Genomic DNA, 15,096 nt, shown 5'->3' with positions numbered 1-15,096 from the left:
GGATCTAAATTTTTTATATGAAACCATTATGTTTATATACTTGTAGGCCCAAGTTCCTCACATAGTGAACAAAAAAGTAAATGAGATTCCAGTGTCACGCACTGGAATGACACCTACCCCATGAGAACCCTATTTTTCATACCACTCATTTATAAGTTTATTGATATCAGAATCTATAAAATCCTTTAGTGGTTGCCTGGTTTTTATCTCAACATTTTTAGGGATGCACCTATCTTTACATATCGCATAATTTATATGGAAGTTAAGGTCAATATACCCTTGATTTGAAAACACATTCATCTTAAAGGGAAATAATACCATATCCTTATATACGTTACTGATAAATATCCCTCTTCCTACTTTATCTCTATGTTCCTTTGGAGTAGGCCAGTAAATATCTATGTTTAATCTGTTACCCTTACAATCAAAAGAAGTGGGAAGACCGAAATCTCCAGGATCTTTATAATATATGTGCCAGCCTGGTTCTACTGTAACCTTTATTGCACCTTTAAGAGTGAAGCTTGCTTCATTTATCTCGCCAATAAGTAAATCAAATTTTGCAATTTCCTCGTCAGCATATAATTGGGTGCAAGAGAAAAATAAAAACAATATTAAATATATATGTATTTTCATTAAGGCAAATTTCTCCTTTTATAGAGAAAATAATTTAGATTTTAAGCATTATATTTAATAACATTATATAGATTATTTATTAATATAGCATTATGCTATAGCTAAACTGACTTACAACAATCTAAAAAACGACAAATTCGTCATTTCGCTACTTGTTAGCGGAATCTATGCCGAGATACCGCGAATGAATCCACAACTGTACGAACATTGTGATTTTGGCCCATCAGGAGGGTGTCATCCCAGTGCTTGACACTGGAATCCAGGAATTTTATTAAGTTGGCAAGCATAAAAATAGCTGTTTTTTGTTAAAATACAATGCTTTGGTGATTATGGAAAGGTTGGATTCCAGTGTCAAGCACTGGAATGACATCATCCTTTTTTCTGAATTCCAATGTCAGCTACTTTCATGACATCGTTTACTATGTGCCATATTATAATGTTCGTACAGTTGTGGAATGAATCGCGGTATGACGTGTTGCTTGGGTCAGCTATAGTATAAATATACTAGGGATTATAGTTCTTTTATGCTGCCTTTTTGTTATTAGACAACCACAATATAAAGGGATGAAACGGATACAAACAGTAGTGCCTTTCTGCACCAAACGTATTACCTTTAACGAATAGTAAAATGTGAGGTTTTTTGGAACTACCGTGGAGCAATTGCTCCACGGCTTCACTCTACTCAGAATCCACCCATGCCACCCATTTCTCCTGCGCCCATAGGAGATGAAGCATTTTCTTTGCTTGGTACATCAACTATCATAGATTCAGTAGTAATCAGCACACTCGCAACAGATATTGCTGTTTCAAAAGCAATACGTACCACTTTTGCTGGATCAATCACACCAGCTGTAAATGCATTAGCGTAATTCATAGCCTCAACGTTGTATATAAGCTCTTTATCATTCTGCTTAATCAAATAGTCAATGATAACAGCAGATTCAAGACCAGCATTTTTAACTAACCTTCTAATTGGAGCACCGAGAACTTTCTTGATAATGTTTATGCCTATTTGCTCTTCGTCACTTGCACCTTTTAATTTGTCGAGAACAGATGAAGCATAAAGAAGTGCAACTCCACCACCTGGAACTATGCCTTCTTCAATTGCAGCTCTTGTTGCATGCAGCGCATCTTCAACTCTATCTCTACGTTCTTTAACTTCCACTTCAGTTGCTCCACCAACTTTTAGCACAGCAACACCACCTGATAATTTCGCTAAACGTTCTCTTAGCTTTTCTTTATCATAATCAGAAGTTGAAGTTTCAATTTGAGATTTGATCTGCTCGATTCTAGCTTTCACATCGTCAGAATCGCTATTTTCGCTGACAACTGTGGTATTATCTTTAGTAATTTTAACATTTTTAGCAGTACCAAGATCATCAAGTGTCAGATCTTCTATCTTGACTCCAAGTTCATCTTTTATGACGTACTTAGCACCAGTCAAAGTTGCTATGTCTTCGAGCATCTCCTTTCTTCTGTCACCAAAACCTGGAGCTTTTACTGCAGCAACTTTTAAACCACCACGCAATTTATTGATAACTAAAGTGCTTAATGCTTCACCTTCGATATCCTCTGCAATAATAACCAAAGGTTTACCAGATTTAACAACAGCTTCAAGGATAGGAAGTAAAGGTTGAATAATATTTAATTTTTTCTCTGTAATTAATAGATAAGGATTATCAAGCTCCACGATCATTTTTTCATTATTTGTAATAAAATACGGAGAGAGATAACCGCGATCAAATTGCATGCCAGTAGTCAGCTCAACTTCTAACTCTTTTGAACCTTTACTCTCTTCAACAGTGATCACACCCTCTTTTCCAACTTTTTTCACGGAATCAGCAATACTGTTACCTATATCCTTATCACCATTTGCAGAGATTATCGCAACTTGCGCTACTTCATCCATTTTCTCTAGAGAAATTGTACGAGACATTGACGTAATTTCCTTTAATATTACGTCTTTTGCCTTCTGTATTCCGTTTTTAATACCAACACGATCGTTTCCAGCAGCAATTGATTTTGAAGCTTCCATTATCATGCTGCTAGTTAATATTGAGCACGTCGTTGTACCATCACCAACTTTGTCGTTACATTGAGAACAACTTTGGGCAAAGATGCTTGCTATTGCAGCATTTAGTGGTTTTTCAGGCTTGATACCCTTCATCACCTTATAACCATCTTTTGTAATTTCTGGTGCTCCATAGGGCTTATTAATCCCTACTGTTTTTCCTCTAGGTCCCGCAGTTATTGCTACCGTTGAATCCACTATTGCTGCGACTTCACGAAAGGCTTGTTGCAACTGCTCACCTGATACTACTACATTAGTCATTTTTATCACCTCTTGTTAATAAAAAATTTAGAAAACTATAATAAAACCATTTACAATGCGCCATGTTGCGCTTTGTTTCAGTTTAGTAAAATAAAGACTGCTATTTAATGACGGCAAGTATATCGGACTCTTTCATCACGATAAGCTTTTCATCATTATGTTCTATTTCTGTACCAGCCCATTGACGATAGAACACTTTATCACCAGCCTTTACAGTTAAAGCTACGCGTTCGCCATTTGAGTTGCGTGAACCTTCACCAGTTGCTACAATTTCACCTTTAGTAGGTTTCTTTTCAGCACTTGATGGAAGCATAATTCCACCCTGCTTTTCCTCGCTAATAGGCTTGATCAGTACACTATCATCCAATACATTTAAATTTATACTTAACATTTGCTTTTCCGCTCAAATTAACATATAACTTTATATATATACTCGTAAGTTAGATTTCAAGGGCTGGAGTTTGTGAAATATGCACACCAAAAGCAGTTTCTATAAAGAGCCTAATGTTATATAATAAAATTTAGGTTTATTTATAGAGATTTCATGAGTTATATACCATTCTTAAGTCGTGGTGTAATAGTGCTATATGGGCCTGACACTAGAGATTTTCTGCAAGGCATTATAACCAATGATATTAATAAGTTGGATAGCCAAAAAGCCATTTACTCTTTATTGCTTAGCCCTCAGGGAAAATACCTATATGATTTTTTTCTTATTGAATATGGTAGATATATTTTCTTAGAGTGCGAAAATGTGCACTTACAGCAAATAATCGAGAAACTAGATTTACTTAAAACTTATTTGAGAGTGAAAATTAAAGACATTAGTGCACTATATAAGGTTGGAGTTTTGTTTGATACTAAGTTGGCGGAGTGTAGTAGTAAGTCACAAGTTATTTTTCAAGATCCAAGGCACAAGCTGCTAGGAATGAGGATCATACATAAAGATGAAATAAAAGAACCGGTTGTGGATTTTACTAAATATGAAAAAGTTAGAATTAAAAACCTTGTCCCAGATGGGGCAAAAGATATGATACAAAATTCATCGTTCCCATTGCAATATTTAATCGATAAGGCAAATGGTATAAGCTTTAATAAGGGGTGTTATGTAGGTCAGGAAGTCGTAAATCGAATGAGCAGACAAGAAATATTCAGAAGAAAACTTTATCTTGTTGAGGGGGATAACGTACTTCCAGATATTGGCACTAAAGTGACAAATGAAAATAATGAGGAAATAGGGGAACTGCGCTCTAGTGTAGACAACATTGGACTTGCATTGCTTAATACTCAAAAAAGTCATGCAAATTTATATGTCGATGGGGTTAAGTGCGTTAAGACGTTGAAGTTTTAAGGTAGCACATATAGAAACGAAAAACTTATTTTATGGCCTGGCGTCACGCACAGAATGACATCATTTACGATGTAACATTTATTACTTTTGCAGATACAATTTACATGCTATAATTAAATCTTCATAATTGGTAAATTGGAGTGCAAAGAAGTAAAATTAAAGTAGAAATAAAAAGATTATCACACGGAGAAGACTTGTCTCTTCCATGTTATGCAACTACGCAGAGTGCTGGTATGGATCTTTATGCTGCATTGAATGACTCTGCTGTTTTAAATCCACTTGAGAGATTACTTGTTCCAACTGGAATTGTGATTGCAATACCAAACGGTTTTGAGGGGCAAATCCGCCCACGTTCTGGTCTTGCTGTAAAACATGGAATCACTGTCTTAAACTCTCCTGGCACTATAGACTCTGATTATCGAGGTGAGGTTAAAATTTGCCTAATTAATCTAAGTAATCAGCTATATGAAATAAAAAGAGGAGATAGAATCGCACAAATCCTTATTTCTCCTGTATCTCAAGTAATTTGGGATGACAGAGAAGAATTCTGCACAGAAGAAACCAGCCGCAATGCAGGGGGCTTTGGTTCAAGTGGTAGGTAATTTGCGAAAAAGCTTGACTATGATGTCATCCCAGTGCTTGACACTGGGATCCAGAAAAATTGATTGTGCACTATACAACATTTTCGATGAAATTATCAAAAGCTGGATCCCAGTGTCAAGCACTGGGATGATACCTTCCTGGTAGACAATGTTCATACAGCTATGTGTCAGCTACTCGGATGACACCCTGTGTTTGCTGGCTATAATTGCTAAGGATTTTTATTTAATTTAACTGCATCTTTTGCCTTATCCAATAATCCATTAACAAAACCAATTTTGCTTGGTTTATCAAGTAAATCAGATGCAATGTTAGTATACTCATTGATAACAACTGGAACTGGTGTATCGCAATTAATCAACTCACATATTGCAACACGCAAGATAGATAAGCTTATAAGATTTAACCGTGAGAGGGACCAGCTTGGATGTAAATAAGACTCTATTATTTTATCATATTCTTCACTGCTTTTTATAACCTTATATAACAAGTTTTCTAAGAACTGATGTTCAAATTCTTCACATTCAAATATATCTTTCAACTTACTTATGTAGTCCTTAAGCTCACAATTTTCCAATTTAAAAGTGCTTTTGTTGTAACTTACAAAAATATTTGAATAAGCAATTTGTACGGCAAGAAATCTTGCCGTACTTCTTTTTATGCGCCACTTTTTATCTACTGGTTTTTCTTCCATTATTTTAATTTATTGTGTAGATCTATCATATGCAAAACAGTTGAGGCTGCATGGCCACCAACGTTCTTTTTGTTTTTGTCAGCTCTAATTAGTGCTTTATCTTTGCTATCAGCGGTAATTACGCCCATACCAAGGGGTATTGCATAATGCATAATAACTTCATTTAAGCCTTCGATTACTCCTTTACAAACGTATTTATAATGATCAGTTTCACCGCGAATCACGCACCCAAGAGCTAAATAACCGTCATAATTAGCATTCTTGCTTTTTACTGCAAAGAGAATTGTAGCTGGTATCTCAAATGCACCAGGAACTTCAATTATGTCATAGCTTGCATGACTTTCTTTTAATCTATCGACTGCACCTTCAAGCAGAAGGTTCACTATTTCAGTGTGGTAAATTGAATTAACTATTAGTATTTTCGACATTCATCCCCACTTTTCTTGTTAAAAGCAACTTTATTAATGATTGTTGAATCAGAGTTATAATATTATTAAATATCCAATATATTACCAGGCCGGCAGGAAAAGAAGAAAAAATAAAGACAGAAATGTAAGGTAAAAACTTCATAACATTTACTTGAATATCATCTTTACTGGATTGATCTTTCTCACTTAGCTTCTGCTGAATTATCATTGTGGCACCGAAAATTATAGGTAAAATGCCTATAGAAATAGGAAAGTTATAATTAAACAACCCAAAGAATGTAAAGATGTTCGTTGGGTCAGGAGCTGAAAGATCCTTAATCCATAAAAAAAAAGGAGCATGCCTCATCTCTATAGTAACAAATAATACTTTATATAGAGCAAAAAATACCGGTATTTGTATTAGCATGGGAAAAATGCTCGACATTGGGTTTACATTGTTTCTCTTGAACAACGCAATTGTCTCTTTGTGCTGCTTTAAGCTGTCATTTTTATACAACTCTTTTATACGAGTTAATTCAGGCTGCAGGCTTTTCACCTTGAACATCGAAATGTATGATCTATTAGATAAGGGAAGCATCAAAAGTTTGATTACTAAAGTCAGCAATAATATTGCTAAGCCAAAATTTTTTAAAACGAAGTTAAAATATTCAAGCAGTAAAAACACTGGCTTGGTTATAAAATAAAGAACACCAAAATCTACAGCTTTATCAAATAAAGGTATATTGAGAGTATCCTTATAAGAATCCAGTAAATTCAACTTTTTTGCTCCAGCAAAAAAATAATTCACATTAGAAACACTTGCGCTAGGAAGTATGCTCTTGTAAGGTTTGACAAAATCTACTTGGAATTTATCAGTATTATTAACGTTCGTGTGTTTAATGCTTACATTTATTTTATCAGATTTCTCAGGTATGATGGCTGTAAGCCAGTATTTATCAGCAAAACCAAACCAATTTTTTTCACTCGTGCTTGCTTTTATTAAATGTTTTTTGGAAATATCCTTATATGTCCACTCCTCTAGTTTATTATTAAATGCACCCAGCACTCCTTCATGGGATATCCAATAAGATTCGTTGATATTGTCACGTTTACGGTTAATTCTACCATAAGGAACCAAAACTACATTATCTTTTGTATTGTTTTCAATAATTTGCTCAACTTTAAACATGTAGTTATCGTCAAGGCTAATTTTCATTCTAAATAAAATGCCATTTTCATTATCCCAAAATAAATTGACCTCTTTTTGATTAAGTTTATCTGCTTGCCAAACTGTTTTAGAATCTGGAACTTTAATCTTTTTATTCGGATCGAGCCACCCAAATTCTGCGAAATATACATCTTTTGATTCTGCAGGTGACAGTAACACCACTTGTGGAGAAGAAGAACTCGGTTCTAAGTGGTAGTTAGTTAAGATTAAGTCATCAAACCTTGCACCTTTCAAGGGAATTGATCCTTTAATCATGTTATTGGTTAAATTAACCCTCTGTTCTCGAGTAGAATTAATAATTTCAGAACGATTTTGGTGTATTATAGGAGCAAGGTCGTTAAAAGATTCGATATGTTCAATATTTTCAATCAATGGCTGGTTTTGGTTTGCACTAAAAAAATTATCATAAGTAATGCGCCAAGATACCATGATCAACATGGAAAGGATAGCTGCTAAAATTAAACTTTTTGCTTCTGACATGAAATTAAATTAAACATATCTTCTTAAAGTGTATATTAAATATTGTACTAAAACAATAAAATTTACTTGTTTTTAATAATAACTTTTAACGCTAATCTTTAAAATTTATTTTAATAGCTTCAAATTTTAACAATATGAACGCGGTGAAAAATCTAGTTATTTGGTTACTAATAATAGCCGCCACTTCAATGCTTATTGATTCACAAAGGGATAAACTAAGCGACAGATTTCTCAGTACTTTTTTACCATATAAAGGGAGAATTCAAAATAGTGGTCAGAATAGTGGAAGTATCGAATTTACGAAATCATATGATGGACACTTTTATATTCAGGCTCAGGTCAATGATCGCAATATAACGTTTTTGCTTGATACCGGAGCAACCGATATTGTTCTATCACAAAAAGACGCATTACATGTTGGTATTAACTTACAAAACGTTCAGGATTTTAAAATATATGAAACTGCGAAAGGTCAAATAAAAGCTGGTGTTGTTCACATCCCTCAGGTTAAAATAGGAAATTTTTTAGTTAATGATGTACAGGCGAGCGTTAACACTCATTCTATGTCTCATTCACTACTTGGAATGAGCTTTTTAAGATATTTTCATTTCACTATAAGAGATAGTAAGTTGATATTATACCGCGACTAAATATTCCTATGATCTAGAACTATATAGGTCAATATAGGAGCAGAAATAAATATTGCAGAACAAGTGCCAATCAAAATACCAAAAAAAATGATCAAGCTGAAGTCTCTCACTGCATCTGTGCAGATTAATGTCAAAGGAAGAGCAGCAAGAAGGGTTGTACCCGAGGTTAATATAGTGCGAGATAATGTAGAGTTGATACTTGCATCTACTATCTCACTCATCCGCCCACTTTTACCACTTTTGCAATACTCTCGAATCCGATCGTATATAATTACTGAGTTATTGATTGAATAACCAATGACAGTGAGAAGAGCTGCAACTGATGAAATATTAAACTCAATGCCAGTTAGGCTAATAAAACCAACAGTTAAAATCACGTCATGAATCAGTGCTGTTATTCCACTGAATCCACATTGCCAATTAAATCTAAACCAAACGTAAAAAAATATTCCAACAATCGCGATCAACATGGATAACATTCCTTCAAATATTTGTGTTGAGCTTATTTGTGGGCCAACATAGTCTATTTTACGATAACTTATTGAGCTCCCCAGCTTTTCTTCTAGTATGCTTTTTATCTTTTTGATTTTATCTTCATCTCCTTCATCTTTAAAATGCATGACTAAATTATCACCCGCTTTTGAACTCTGCACTGTAAAACCATTTTCTTTTAATGCATCGAGAATAGAGTGATTCTCATCTGAAGATTTTATCTCTATCAAAATTCCGCCTGCAAAGTCTATGCCTAAGTTCACTCCACGTAACACAACAATGAGCATTGAAAAGATGATAAGAATAATGCTAATTAATGCAGTCAAATTCCTATATTTACTAAACTTGATATTGAGGTTATCTGGAATGAGTCTAAGTGCCATGCTGTTTACTTAAACTTGAATTTTATATACTTTTCAAAAAATTCACTAGTTTATTTTGTGGTTGAACTTCTCTGTCATCCGAGTAGCTGACACTGGTTCGTTCTATAATGGTGTCATCCCAGTCTGGGATCCAGAAAAATTGATTGTGCACTGAATTGGTGAGTGTAAAATTCTACGTCATACCGCTGCGGTATCTCTTAGCCGCTAACTTGTAGCAGGATGACGGTTGTCGTTTAGCTATAAATATTAAGAAATTTACCAAACGAAAAAAAAGGCAAAAAAAGCCCCGGTTAATATCTATTTTCAGTATTTGGCGTTTTTTAAGTCTTAAACACTGCAATTTAGCTGCTTTTAAGTGCAACTAACCTTAGCTAAAATATTTAAGAAATTTACTAAGCAGAAAAAAAGGCAAAGAAATCCCGTGGTAATTAGTGTTCACTCCCTAATCCTGCAAATTGGCGTACTATACTGTCTTAAACGACTTATAAGCGCGTTTCAGCTTATATAGGCAAAAACCTAGAAATGTTGTGAAGACATAGGATGCACATAGTGCAAAAAATTAAAAATAAGACGCCAACTAGGTTGTTTTCTTGCTGTTTAATCTGCACAGATGAAGATAACTGAATACCTTGACTATCATGATAAGGGGGCTGGTGGAGTTTGTCAAGCAGCTTTTTCGTTATAGTATAAAGGAGTCCTATTAAAATCTTCTCAATAAAGGAAAAGCGGCAAAGAGCGAACCAAAAGCGATGAGAAAGGATCCAAGCCAGATTATAGACATTCCAGGTTTATAGTGCACTTTAGCTGCAATTTTGCTCTTACTCTTATCAATCTCTCCAATTACAACATAAATATCAGAAAGCAAATTGTGGTAGATACTGCTTTCAACATTTTTTTGACCTTCCGCAAGGTAAAATCTATATTCAGGAGTTACTTCACCCAATATCTTGTTATTCAGCAAATTCCTGATATCCATTGTACCTCTCACTGCATGGAAATTTTTTTCTTTTATTAGCTCAATGTTTTGCAAAGTAACTTTAAATTTATTGACTGTTATGCTATCCCCTATTTTTAAGTAATTTTCTTTTTTCTCCTGCCAACCAACTGAATAAGCTATACCAAGCACTAGAATTGCCACTCCAGCATGAGCAAGCATCATTGCATAGTAAGATTTGGAAACTTTTTTTGCAAGTAAAATTGACTCACTAAACGCTGCCTTAAACAAACAAATTCTTTTACTGTATGCTTCTAAAACAAAGATTAATAATGCTATGGAGATAGTAATTGATAGCACAATTATTAGCTCCATGTGAAAGATAAACGGCAAAATAGCTACAGCACTGCAGAATGAAAATCTATATTCGCGGAATATTGGCAATAGACTATTTCCCTGCCAACGGCAGTATTGCCCGATTATGGTGAGCACTAGAATAGCCAGTGCAATAGGATTAAATAAAGAATTGTAATATGGTGCTCCAACTGAAATTAATTCACCGGTTAAATACTCAAGCACTGTAGGGTATAAAGTGCCAACGAACACAATAAAAAAAGCTGTAATAAATAATAGGTTGTTTATTAACATCATTGTAAAACGTGAGAAAATAGGGAAGTTTTGCTTTGGTATGTCCCCTGATGTCATTCCAGCGCGTGACGCTGGAATCCACATATTTTTTTCCTGGATCCCAGTGTCAGCTACTTGGATGATAAGTGGTTGTGCAAGAGATCTATTCTTTTTTACAAATACGATAAATACTACTAAACTACTTACTGTAATTACACTGAGCAAAGCTAATATATATAGTCCATATTTTGGATCATCTGCAAACGTGTGCACTGAGGTGAGTATTCCTGAGCGGACTAGAAATGTTCCAGTTACACTCAGTATAAAAGTTGTAAGCGTAAGCAAAATAGCAAAATTTCTCAAAACATTGAAATTTCGTACCACAAGTAACAGATGTGTTAGTGCTACTGCAATTAGCCACGGCATTAGAGAAACGTTTTCCACTGGATCCCAAAACCAAAATCCACCCCACCCAAGTTCGCGATATGCCCACCAGCTACCCAAGCTGATGCCCAAAGTAAGTAGCGACCAAGAAATAAGTACCCAAGGCCTGACAATTTTAGCCCAAACATTTCCTTCAGTATTTGCAATTAATCCAGCTATAGAGAGCGAAAAAGGAACGCTAAATCCAAGGTACCCCAAATATAATATTGGTGGGTGAATAGCAAGACCTATATCTTGCAATATCGGATTAAAACCCAATCCATCTGTTTCAATGCCTGACATTTTAGTGAAGGGGTTTGATTCAAGTAAAGTGAACAGTAAAAAACAAAAGCAAATCAGCCCATGAGTGATTAGAGAGGGTTTTTTTAATTTACTGTCGTTATCAGTAAAAATACCCATCAGAAATAGGTAAAAGGTAAGTACTAATGTCCAAAGCAACATAGACCCTTCTTTATTTCCCCAAACTCCACAAATCTTATAGATCAAAGGTTTTGTTGTGTGTGAGTGGTAAAATACGTTTTCGAGTGAGAAATCATTTGTAATGTGGCAGTAGATCAAAATAGCCATTGATGTTGATACACAAAAAAATATGGCAGTGGTAATAAACCGACAAGAACTAAGAGGTAAAAACAAATATGTCAAAGACAATAAGCAGGCTATGAGTAGCAATATATTCCCAAGTTCAGGCATAAAAAATTATAGTTTTTATATAAACAATATTACCGATGACAAGTTAGAAGTTAAAGTGTTAATTGACGCTTGCTATTGATGCTAGCATAATGCCCCCGTAGTTAGCTGTGCTAGTATTAATTAAAAATTAAATATTAAATCTTTATATTTTTATAGATAGCATTAATATTGAGGTAACATTATGGGTACAACTAAGATTAGTAAATTTCCATTCAATATAAAAAGTAAAGTGGCAAAACAACATGCCGAACCAATAGTTGAAAAAAATCTCTATACTATTTTAGGATTCAAAAGTAGAGAAGATTTTGAAAATAAGACAAGTAAGTTTGTTAATAAAAAAGTTTGGCAATCATTTGTTGACTGCTTTGCAAAAGAAATAGATTATGCAGCAACTGAAAAAGTTGTAAAAAACATCGTTTGTAACATTGCAAAGAGTGATCAAGGTGATGCTTTTACCAAAACTGAACATCTGATATTAAATGAAAAGCGAGATAATAAAAAGAGAGAAAAAGCGATTAGAAAAACTATTAGTATTTTGAGAAAAATCAATCCAGAAAAAGCCTTCAATGAACTTTCAGTAATAAAAAAACAAGCTGAAGATTTTTTACAAACCGATTTTTATAAAGCTCAGAGTAAACCACTTCCAGGATTTGCTCCATCTGGTGGACAGCTCTTTGCGGAAGTTCTGAAATATATAGAAACACTAGAAAAATTATCCGAAGTAAAAAGAGAAGGGCTAGTTAAAGATTTCTTGTTAAATCATGTTAGTTCATTGAATAAAAAGTATCCTAAATCACAAGGTAAAAGGGAAGATGCTATAACAATACTATCAAGTGATGAGTTGAAGAATTTTTACAATAAAGGTGTAGAAGAAGGAATATTACAACCAATGGTATCTTGCAAAGAATGCAGAAACCTGTATGACAAAATGAACCAAATGAAAAATGAATCCAAAAGTATAATTAAAAGAGAAGAACGGGAAGAAAATTTGAAGAAAATAGATAAGTCGATAGTCAGTGCAATTAATGACATAAAAAAACATAGAGAAGCAATCCTTAACTGTAAAGATTTTCAAAGTTCTTACATAAAAGAGAAAAAAGAACATCCATTTAGAGGCAACGCATGTCAAAAAATGATTGATATATATCAAGAGAGAATTGCTGGATATCAGGAGAAAATTTGTCAAAACTTAAGCCAAATAAAAGCGATATTAAAAAGTGCGCCGCAAGAAATGGATGATGTGGAAGAATTAGAGGAAATAATCGATGGTATGCATGAAGCGAAGCAGTGTGATGAAAATTTTGATTCAGCTTTGATTTGTTTGTTTAACATACAGAATAAGTTAGATGTTCAGCTAGAAAATCCTCCAACAGAGCTAAGAGTTTCACACATTAACGTTAAAACTGAAGTAACTCGGTTATAAGAGCCAAATTTTTGGGACAATTTTAATTCAAGACAGCTCTTGCAACTTTAGTCTGCGTTTTTATTTGGTTGTGTTTTGTTAAAAAAACTTTAGATTTATTTTATAATCGATACTCAAATATAATGACTCAAACTTGGAATTTGTTGCAAACAGGGCAAAAGAAAGGCTATAAAATTGCATATATTAATGCTCGTATTATCGACCCGGAAACTAAGCTTGATATAAAAGGTTCATTATTGACTGAAGGGGATAAAATTATTGACTTTGGTGAATCATTATTTTCAACAAGTGGGGTCGATGAAACAATAGACTGTAAAGGGCTTGTTCTAATGCCAGGCCTTATTGACATTCACGTACATTTTCGTGAACCAGGCCAAGAACATAAAGAAACTATATATACAGGCAGCAAATCTGCAGCTGCGGGAGGCGTTACAACTGTAGTTTGTCAGCCGAACACTGTGCCAGCAATTGATAGCGTTGTTTTGGCTAAATATTTGAAGTATAGAGCACTTGAAACTTCACATGTAAACATTGAATTTTACGCTAAAATCACCACTTCGGAAGAAAAGTTGACTGAAATGGCCCTTTTAAAGGAAGCAGGTGCGGTTGGGTTCACTGATGATGGCATGCCAGTTATGAACCCAATGATTATGAGACAGGCACTGCTTTATTCAAGTATGCTGGGTGTTCCTATTGCTCAACATGCAGAAGATTTAAATTTATCAGCAGGTGGTGCAATCAACGAAGGTAAAATTTCTGAAGAATTGGGAGTAAAGGGGATCTTGAGTGCGTCAGAATCGGTTATAGTAAGTCGCGATATACTGCTCATGAAAGATATGGAAAATGTGCACTACCATATTTTACATGTCTCTTCAAAAGATTCACTTGATGCTATTAAACGTGCGAAGGATTTAGGATTAAATGTTACATGTGAAGTAACCCCTCATCACTTCACTTTGACTGAAAATATAGTAAAACAACATGGAGCAATTGCAAAAATGAACCCGCCGCTTCGCACTGAAGAAGATCGTTTAGCTATAATTGAAGGTTTAAAGACAGGTGTGATTGATTGCATTGCAACTGATCACGCTCCGCATGATCGTAATTCTAAAGATCTGCCGCTTGAAAATGCTGCATTTGGTATTGTTGGCCTTGAAACAATGCTGCCCCTTTCACTTGAACTTTACCACAGTGGGCAAATGGGTCTACTTGATGTGCTTGCAAAATTGACATATAAGCCTGCAGATATAATACACATACCACGTGGTCGTATACAAAAAAACCTTGCTGCAGATTTAATTTTAGTTGACCTCAATCATGAATGGGAAATTAAAACTGACAACTTTGCTAGTAAATCAAAGAATTCCCCTTTCGATGGGCGCAAAGTAAAAGGGCACGTAGTACGTACTGTTGTATCTGGCAAAACTATATACTCACAGGAAAGTTAGTTATCATACCTTATCTATTCCAATTTATTATCACCAGAATGGGCTAAGTGCACCTAAATTTAAATTAAGAAATCTTAGTCGATTCCACTAGACTTCTTGCATAACCATATAACATTGGGAATAGAAATGAAAAAACTTACTTGACAAACTCCGCCAGCCCCCTTATCATGGTACTGAAGGTATTCAGTTATCTTCATCTGTGCAGATTAAACAGCAAGAAAACAACGTAGTTGGCGTCTTATTTTTAATTTTTTGCACTATGTGCACCTTATGTCTTCAC

Annotated in this window: 15 protein-coding genes; 7 read left to right on the top strand and 8 right to left on the bottom strand. The window is 34.6% G+C overall.

Annotated features, from left to right (window positions below; genetic code table 11):
- Positions 1-129: 129 nt before the first annotated feature.
- The 3 genes from OZD70_RS04575 to OZD70_RS04565 all read right to left on the bottom strand — a co-directional run bounded on the left by OZD70_RS04575 (position 130) and on the right by OZD70_RS04565 (position 3,356).
- Positions 130-633, bottom strand: a complete 504-nt coding sequence (locus OZD70_RS04575; RefSeq protein ID WP_275021178.1) for a protein-disulfide reductase DsbD domain-containing protein — start codon at positions 631-633, stop codon at positions 130-132.
- Positions 634-1,315: 682 nt separating this feature from the next.
- The gene (gene groL / locus OZD70_RS04570) at positions 1,316-2,965 is read right to left on the bottom strand and encodes a chaperonin GroEL (protein WP_275021176.1); all 1,650 of its coding nucleotides are present in this window, start codon (positions 2,963-2,965) and stop codon (positions 1,316-1,318) included.
- A 100-nt stretch (positions 2,966-3,065) separates the two neighbouring features.
- Complete coding sequence (locus OZD70_RS04565; protein ID WP_375138149.1) at positions 3,066-3,356, bottom strand: co-chaperone GroES; 291 nt, start codon at positions 3,354-3,356, stop codon at positions 3,066-3,068.
- A 153-nt stretch (positions 3,357-3,509) separates the two neighbouring features.
- On the opposite strand from OZD70_RS04565, the gene ygfZ reads away from it, so the two are divergent.
- The 3 genes from ygfZ (at position 3,510) to OZD70_RS04550 (ending at position 5,063) form a co-directional block, all read left to right on the top strand.
- Positions 3,510-4,316, top strand: coding sequence for a CAF17-like 4Fe-4S cluster assembly/insertion protein YgfZ (ygfZ, locus tag OZD70_RS04560; RefSeq protein ID WP_275021174.1), 807 nt, complete (start codon positions 3,510-3,512; stop codon positions 4,314-4,316).
- A gap of 140 nt (positions 4,317-4,456) precedes the next feature.
- Complete coding sequence (gene dut, locus OZD70_RS04555) at positions 4,457-4,918, top strand: dUTP diphosphatase (RefSeq protein WP_275021173.1); 462 nt, start codon at positions 4,457-4,459, stop codon at positions 4,916-4,918.
- A 1-nt stretch (position 4,919) separates the two neighbouring features.
- Positions 4,920-5,063 carry a hypothetical protein gene (locus tag OZD70_RS04550; protein ID WP_275021172.1) on the top strand — a complete coding sequence of 48 codons (144 nt, stop codon included), beginning with the start codon at positions 4,920-4,922 and terminating at the stop codon, positions 5,061-5,063.
- 64 nt (positions 5,064-5,127) lie between these two features.
- Here OZD70_RS04550 and nusB read toward each other — a convergent pair whose 3' ends face one another.
- Genes nusB through yidC form a run of 3 tightly spaced genes read right to left on the bottom strand, consistent with a single transcriptional unit; the run spans position 5,128 to position 7,725 of the window.
- A complete protein-coding gene (gene nusB / locus OZD70_RS04545) occupies positions 5,128-5,610 on the bottom strand; it encodes a transcription antitermination factor NusB (protein ID WP_182182688.1) in 483 nt (160 codons plus the stop codon).
- Positions 5,610-6,038, bottom strand: coding sequence for a 6,7-dimethyl-8-ribityllumazine synthase (locus tag OZD70_RS04540; protein WP_182182690.1), 429 nt, complete (start codon positions 6,036-6,038; stop codon positions 5,610-5,612). The genes nusB and OZD70_RS04540 overlap by 1 nt, the downstream gene beginning before the upstream one ends.
- On the bottom strand, positions 6,016-7,725 hold the full coding sequence (gene yidC, locus OZD70_RS04535) for a membrane protein insertase YidC (RefSeq protein WP_275021171.1): 1,710 nt from the start codon (positions 7,723-7,725) through the stop codon (positions 6,016-6,018). Before yidC ends, OZD70_RS04540 begins: the two co-directional genes overlap by 23 nt.
- Positions 7,726-7,859: 134 nt before the next feature.
- Here yidC and OZD70_RS04530 point away from each other — a divergent pair, with 134 nt between their 5' ends.
- Positions 7,860-8,375 (top strand): TIGR02281 family clan AA aspartic protease, encoded by a 516-nt coding sequence (locus tag OZD70_RS04530; RefSeq protein WP_275021170.1) that lies wholly within the window; start codon positions 7,860-7,862, stop codon positions 8,373-8,375.
- On the opposite strand, the gene secF is transcribed toward OZD70_RS04530, so the two are convergent.
- Together secF and OZD70_RS04520 are read right to left on the bottom strand one after the other, a co-directional pair.
- On the bottom strand, positions 8,372-9,250 hold the full coding sequence (gene secF / locus OZD70_RS04525; RefSeq protein ID WP_275021168.1) for a protein translocase subunit SecF: 879 nt from the start codon (positions 9,248-9,250) through the stop codon (positions 8,372-8,374). The two genes, OZD70_RS04530 and secF, sit on opposite strands and share 4 nt — an antisense overlap.
- A gap of 700 nt (positions 9,251-9,950) precedes the next feature.
- On the bottom strand, positions 9,951-11,888 hold the full coding sequence (locus OZD70_RS04520; protein WP_458695148.1) for a heme lyase CcmF/NrfE family subunit: 1,938 nt from the start codon (positions 11,886-11,888) through the stop codon (positions 9,951-9,953).
- Here OZD70_RS04520 and OZD70_RS04515 point away from each other — a divergent pair.
- The 3 genes from OZD70_RS04515 to OZD70_RS04505 all read left to right on the top strand — a co-directional run bounded on the left by OZD70_RS04515 (position 11,845) and on the right by OZD70_RS04505 (position 14,816).
- The gene (locus OZD70_RS04515) at positions 11,845-12,024 is read left to right on the top strand and encodes a hypothetical protein (RefSeq protein WP_240327867.1); all 180 of its coding nucleotides are present in this window, start codon (positions 11,845-11,847) and stop codon (positions 12,022-12,024) included. The genes OZD70_RS04520 and OZD70_RS04515 overlap by 44 nt on opposite strands.
- A gap of 102 nt (positions 12,025-12,126) precedes the next feature.
- The gene (locus tag OZD70_RS04510) at positions 12,127-13,368 is read left to right on the top strand and encodes a hypothetical protein (protein WP_275021165.1); all 1,242 of its coding nucleotides are present in this window, start codon (positions 12,127-12,129) and stop codon (positions 13,366-13,368) included.
- 122 nt (positions 13,369-13,490) lie between these two features.
- On the top strand, positions 13,491-14,816 hold the full coding sequence (locus OZD70_RS04505) for a dihydroorotase (RefSeq protein ID WP_275021164.1): 1,326 nt from the start codon (positions 13,491-13,493) through the stop codon (positions 14,814-14,816).
- Positions 14,817-15,096 lie beyond the last annotated feature (280 nt).

It is taken from the genome of Wolbachia endosymbiont of Drosophila tsacasi, from assembly GCF_028982115.1.
GTDB classification, from domain to species: Bacteria; Pseudomonadota; Alphaproteobacteria; order Rickettsiales; family Anaplasmataceae; genus Wolbachia; species Wolbachia pipientis_B.
This window is presented reverse-complemented; position numbering and strand designations above follow the sequence as displayed.

Coding starts and splice junctions, on each gene's coding strand:
- OZD70_RS04515 (WP_240327867.1), top strand. CDS start 11,845: ATGGCAGTGGTAATAAACCGACAAGAACTAAGAGGTAAAAACAAATAT.
- OZD70_RS04530 (WP_275021170.1), top strand. CDS start 7,860: ATGAACGCGGTGAAAAATCTAGTTATTTGGTTACTAATAATAGCCGCC.
- OZD70_RS04505 (WP_275021164.1), top strand. CDS start 13,491: ATGACTCAAACTTGGAATTTGTTGCAAACAGGGCAAAAGAAAGGCTAT.
- OZD70_RS04510 (WP_275021165.1), top strand. CDS start 12,127: ATGGGTACAACTAAGATTAGTAAATTTCCATTCAATATAAAAAGTAAA.
- yidC (WP_275021171.1), bottom strand. CDS start 7,725: ATGTCAGAAGCAAAAAGTTTAATTTTAGCAGCTATCCTTTCCATGTTG.
- OZD70_RS04565 (WP_375138149.1), bottom strand. CDS start 3,356: ATGTTAAGTATAAATTTAAATGTATTGGATGATAGTGTACTGATCAAG.
- nusB (WP_182182688.1), bottom strand. CDS start 5,610: ATGGAAGAAAAACCAGTAGATAAAAAGTGGCGCATAAAAAGAAGTACG.
- groL (WP_275021176.1), bottom strand. CDS start 2,965: ATGACTAATGTAGTAGTATCAGGTGAGCAGTTGCAACAAGCCTTTCGT.
- OZD70_RS04575 (WP_275021178.1), bottom strand. CDS start 633: ATGAAAATACATATATATTTAATATTGTTTTTATTTTTCTCTTGCACC.
- OZD70_RS04540 (WP_182182690.1), bottom strand. CDS start 6,038: ATGTCGAAAATACTAATAGTTAATTCAATTTACCACACTGAAATAGTG.
- ygfZ (WP_275021174.1), top strand. CDS start 3,510: ATGAGTTATATACCATTCTTAAGTCGTGGTGTAATAGTGCTATATGGG.
- secF (WP_275021168.1), bottom strand. CDS start 9,250: ATGGCACTTAGACTCATTCCAGATAACCTCAATATCAAGTTTAGTAAA.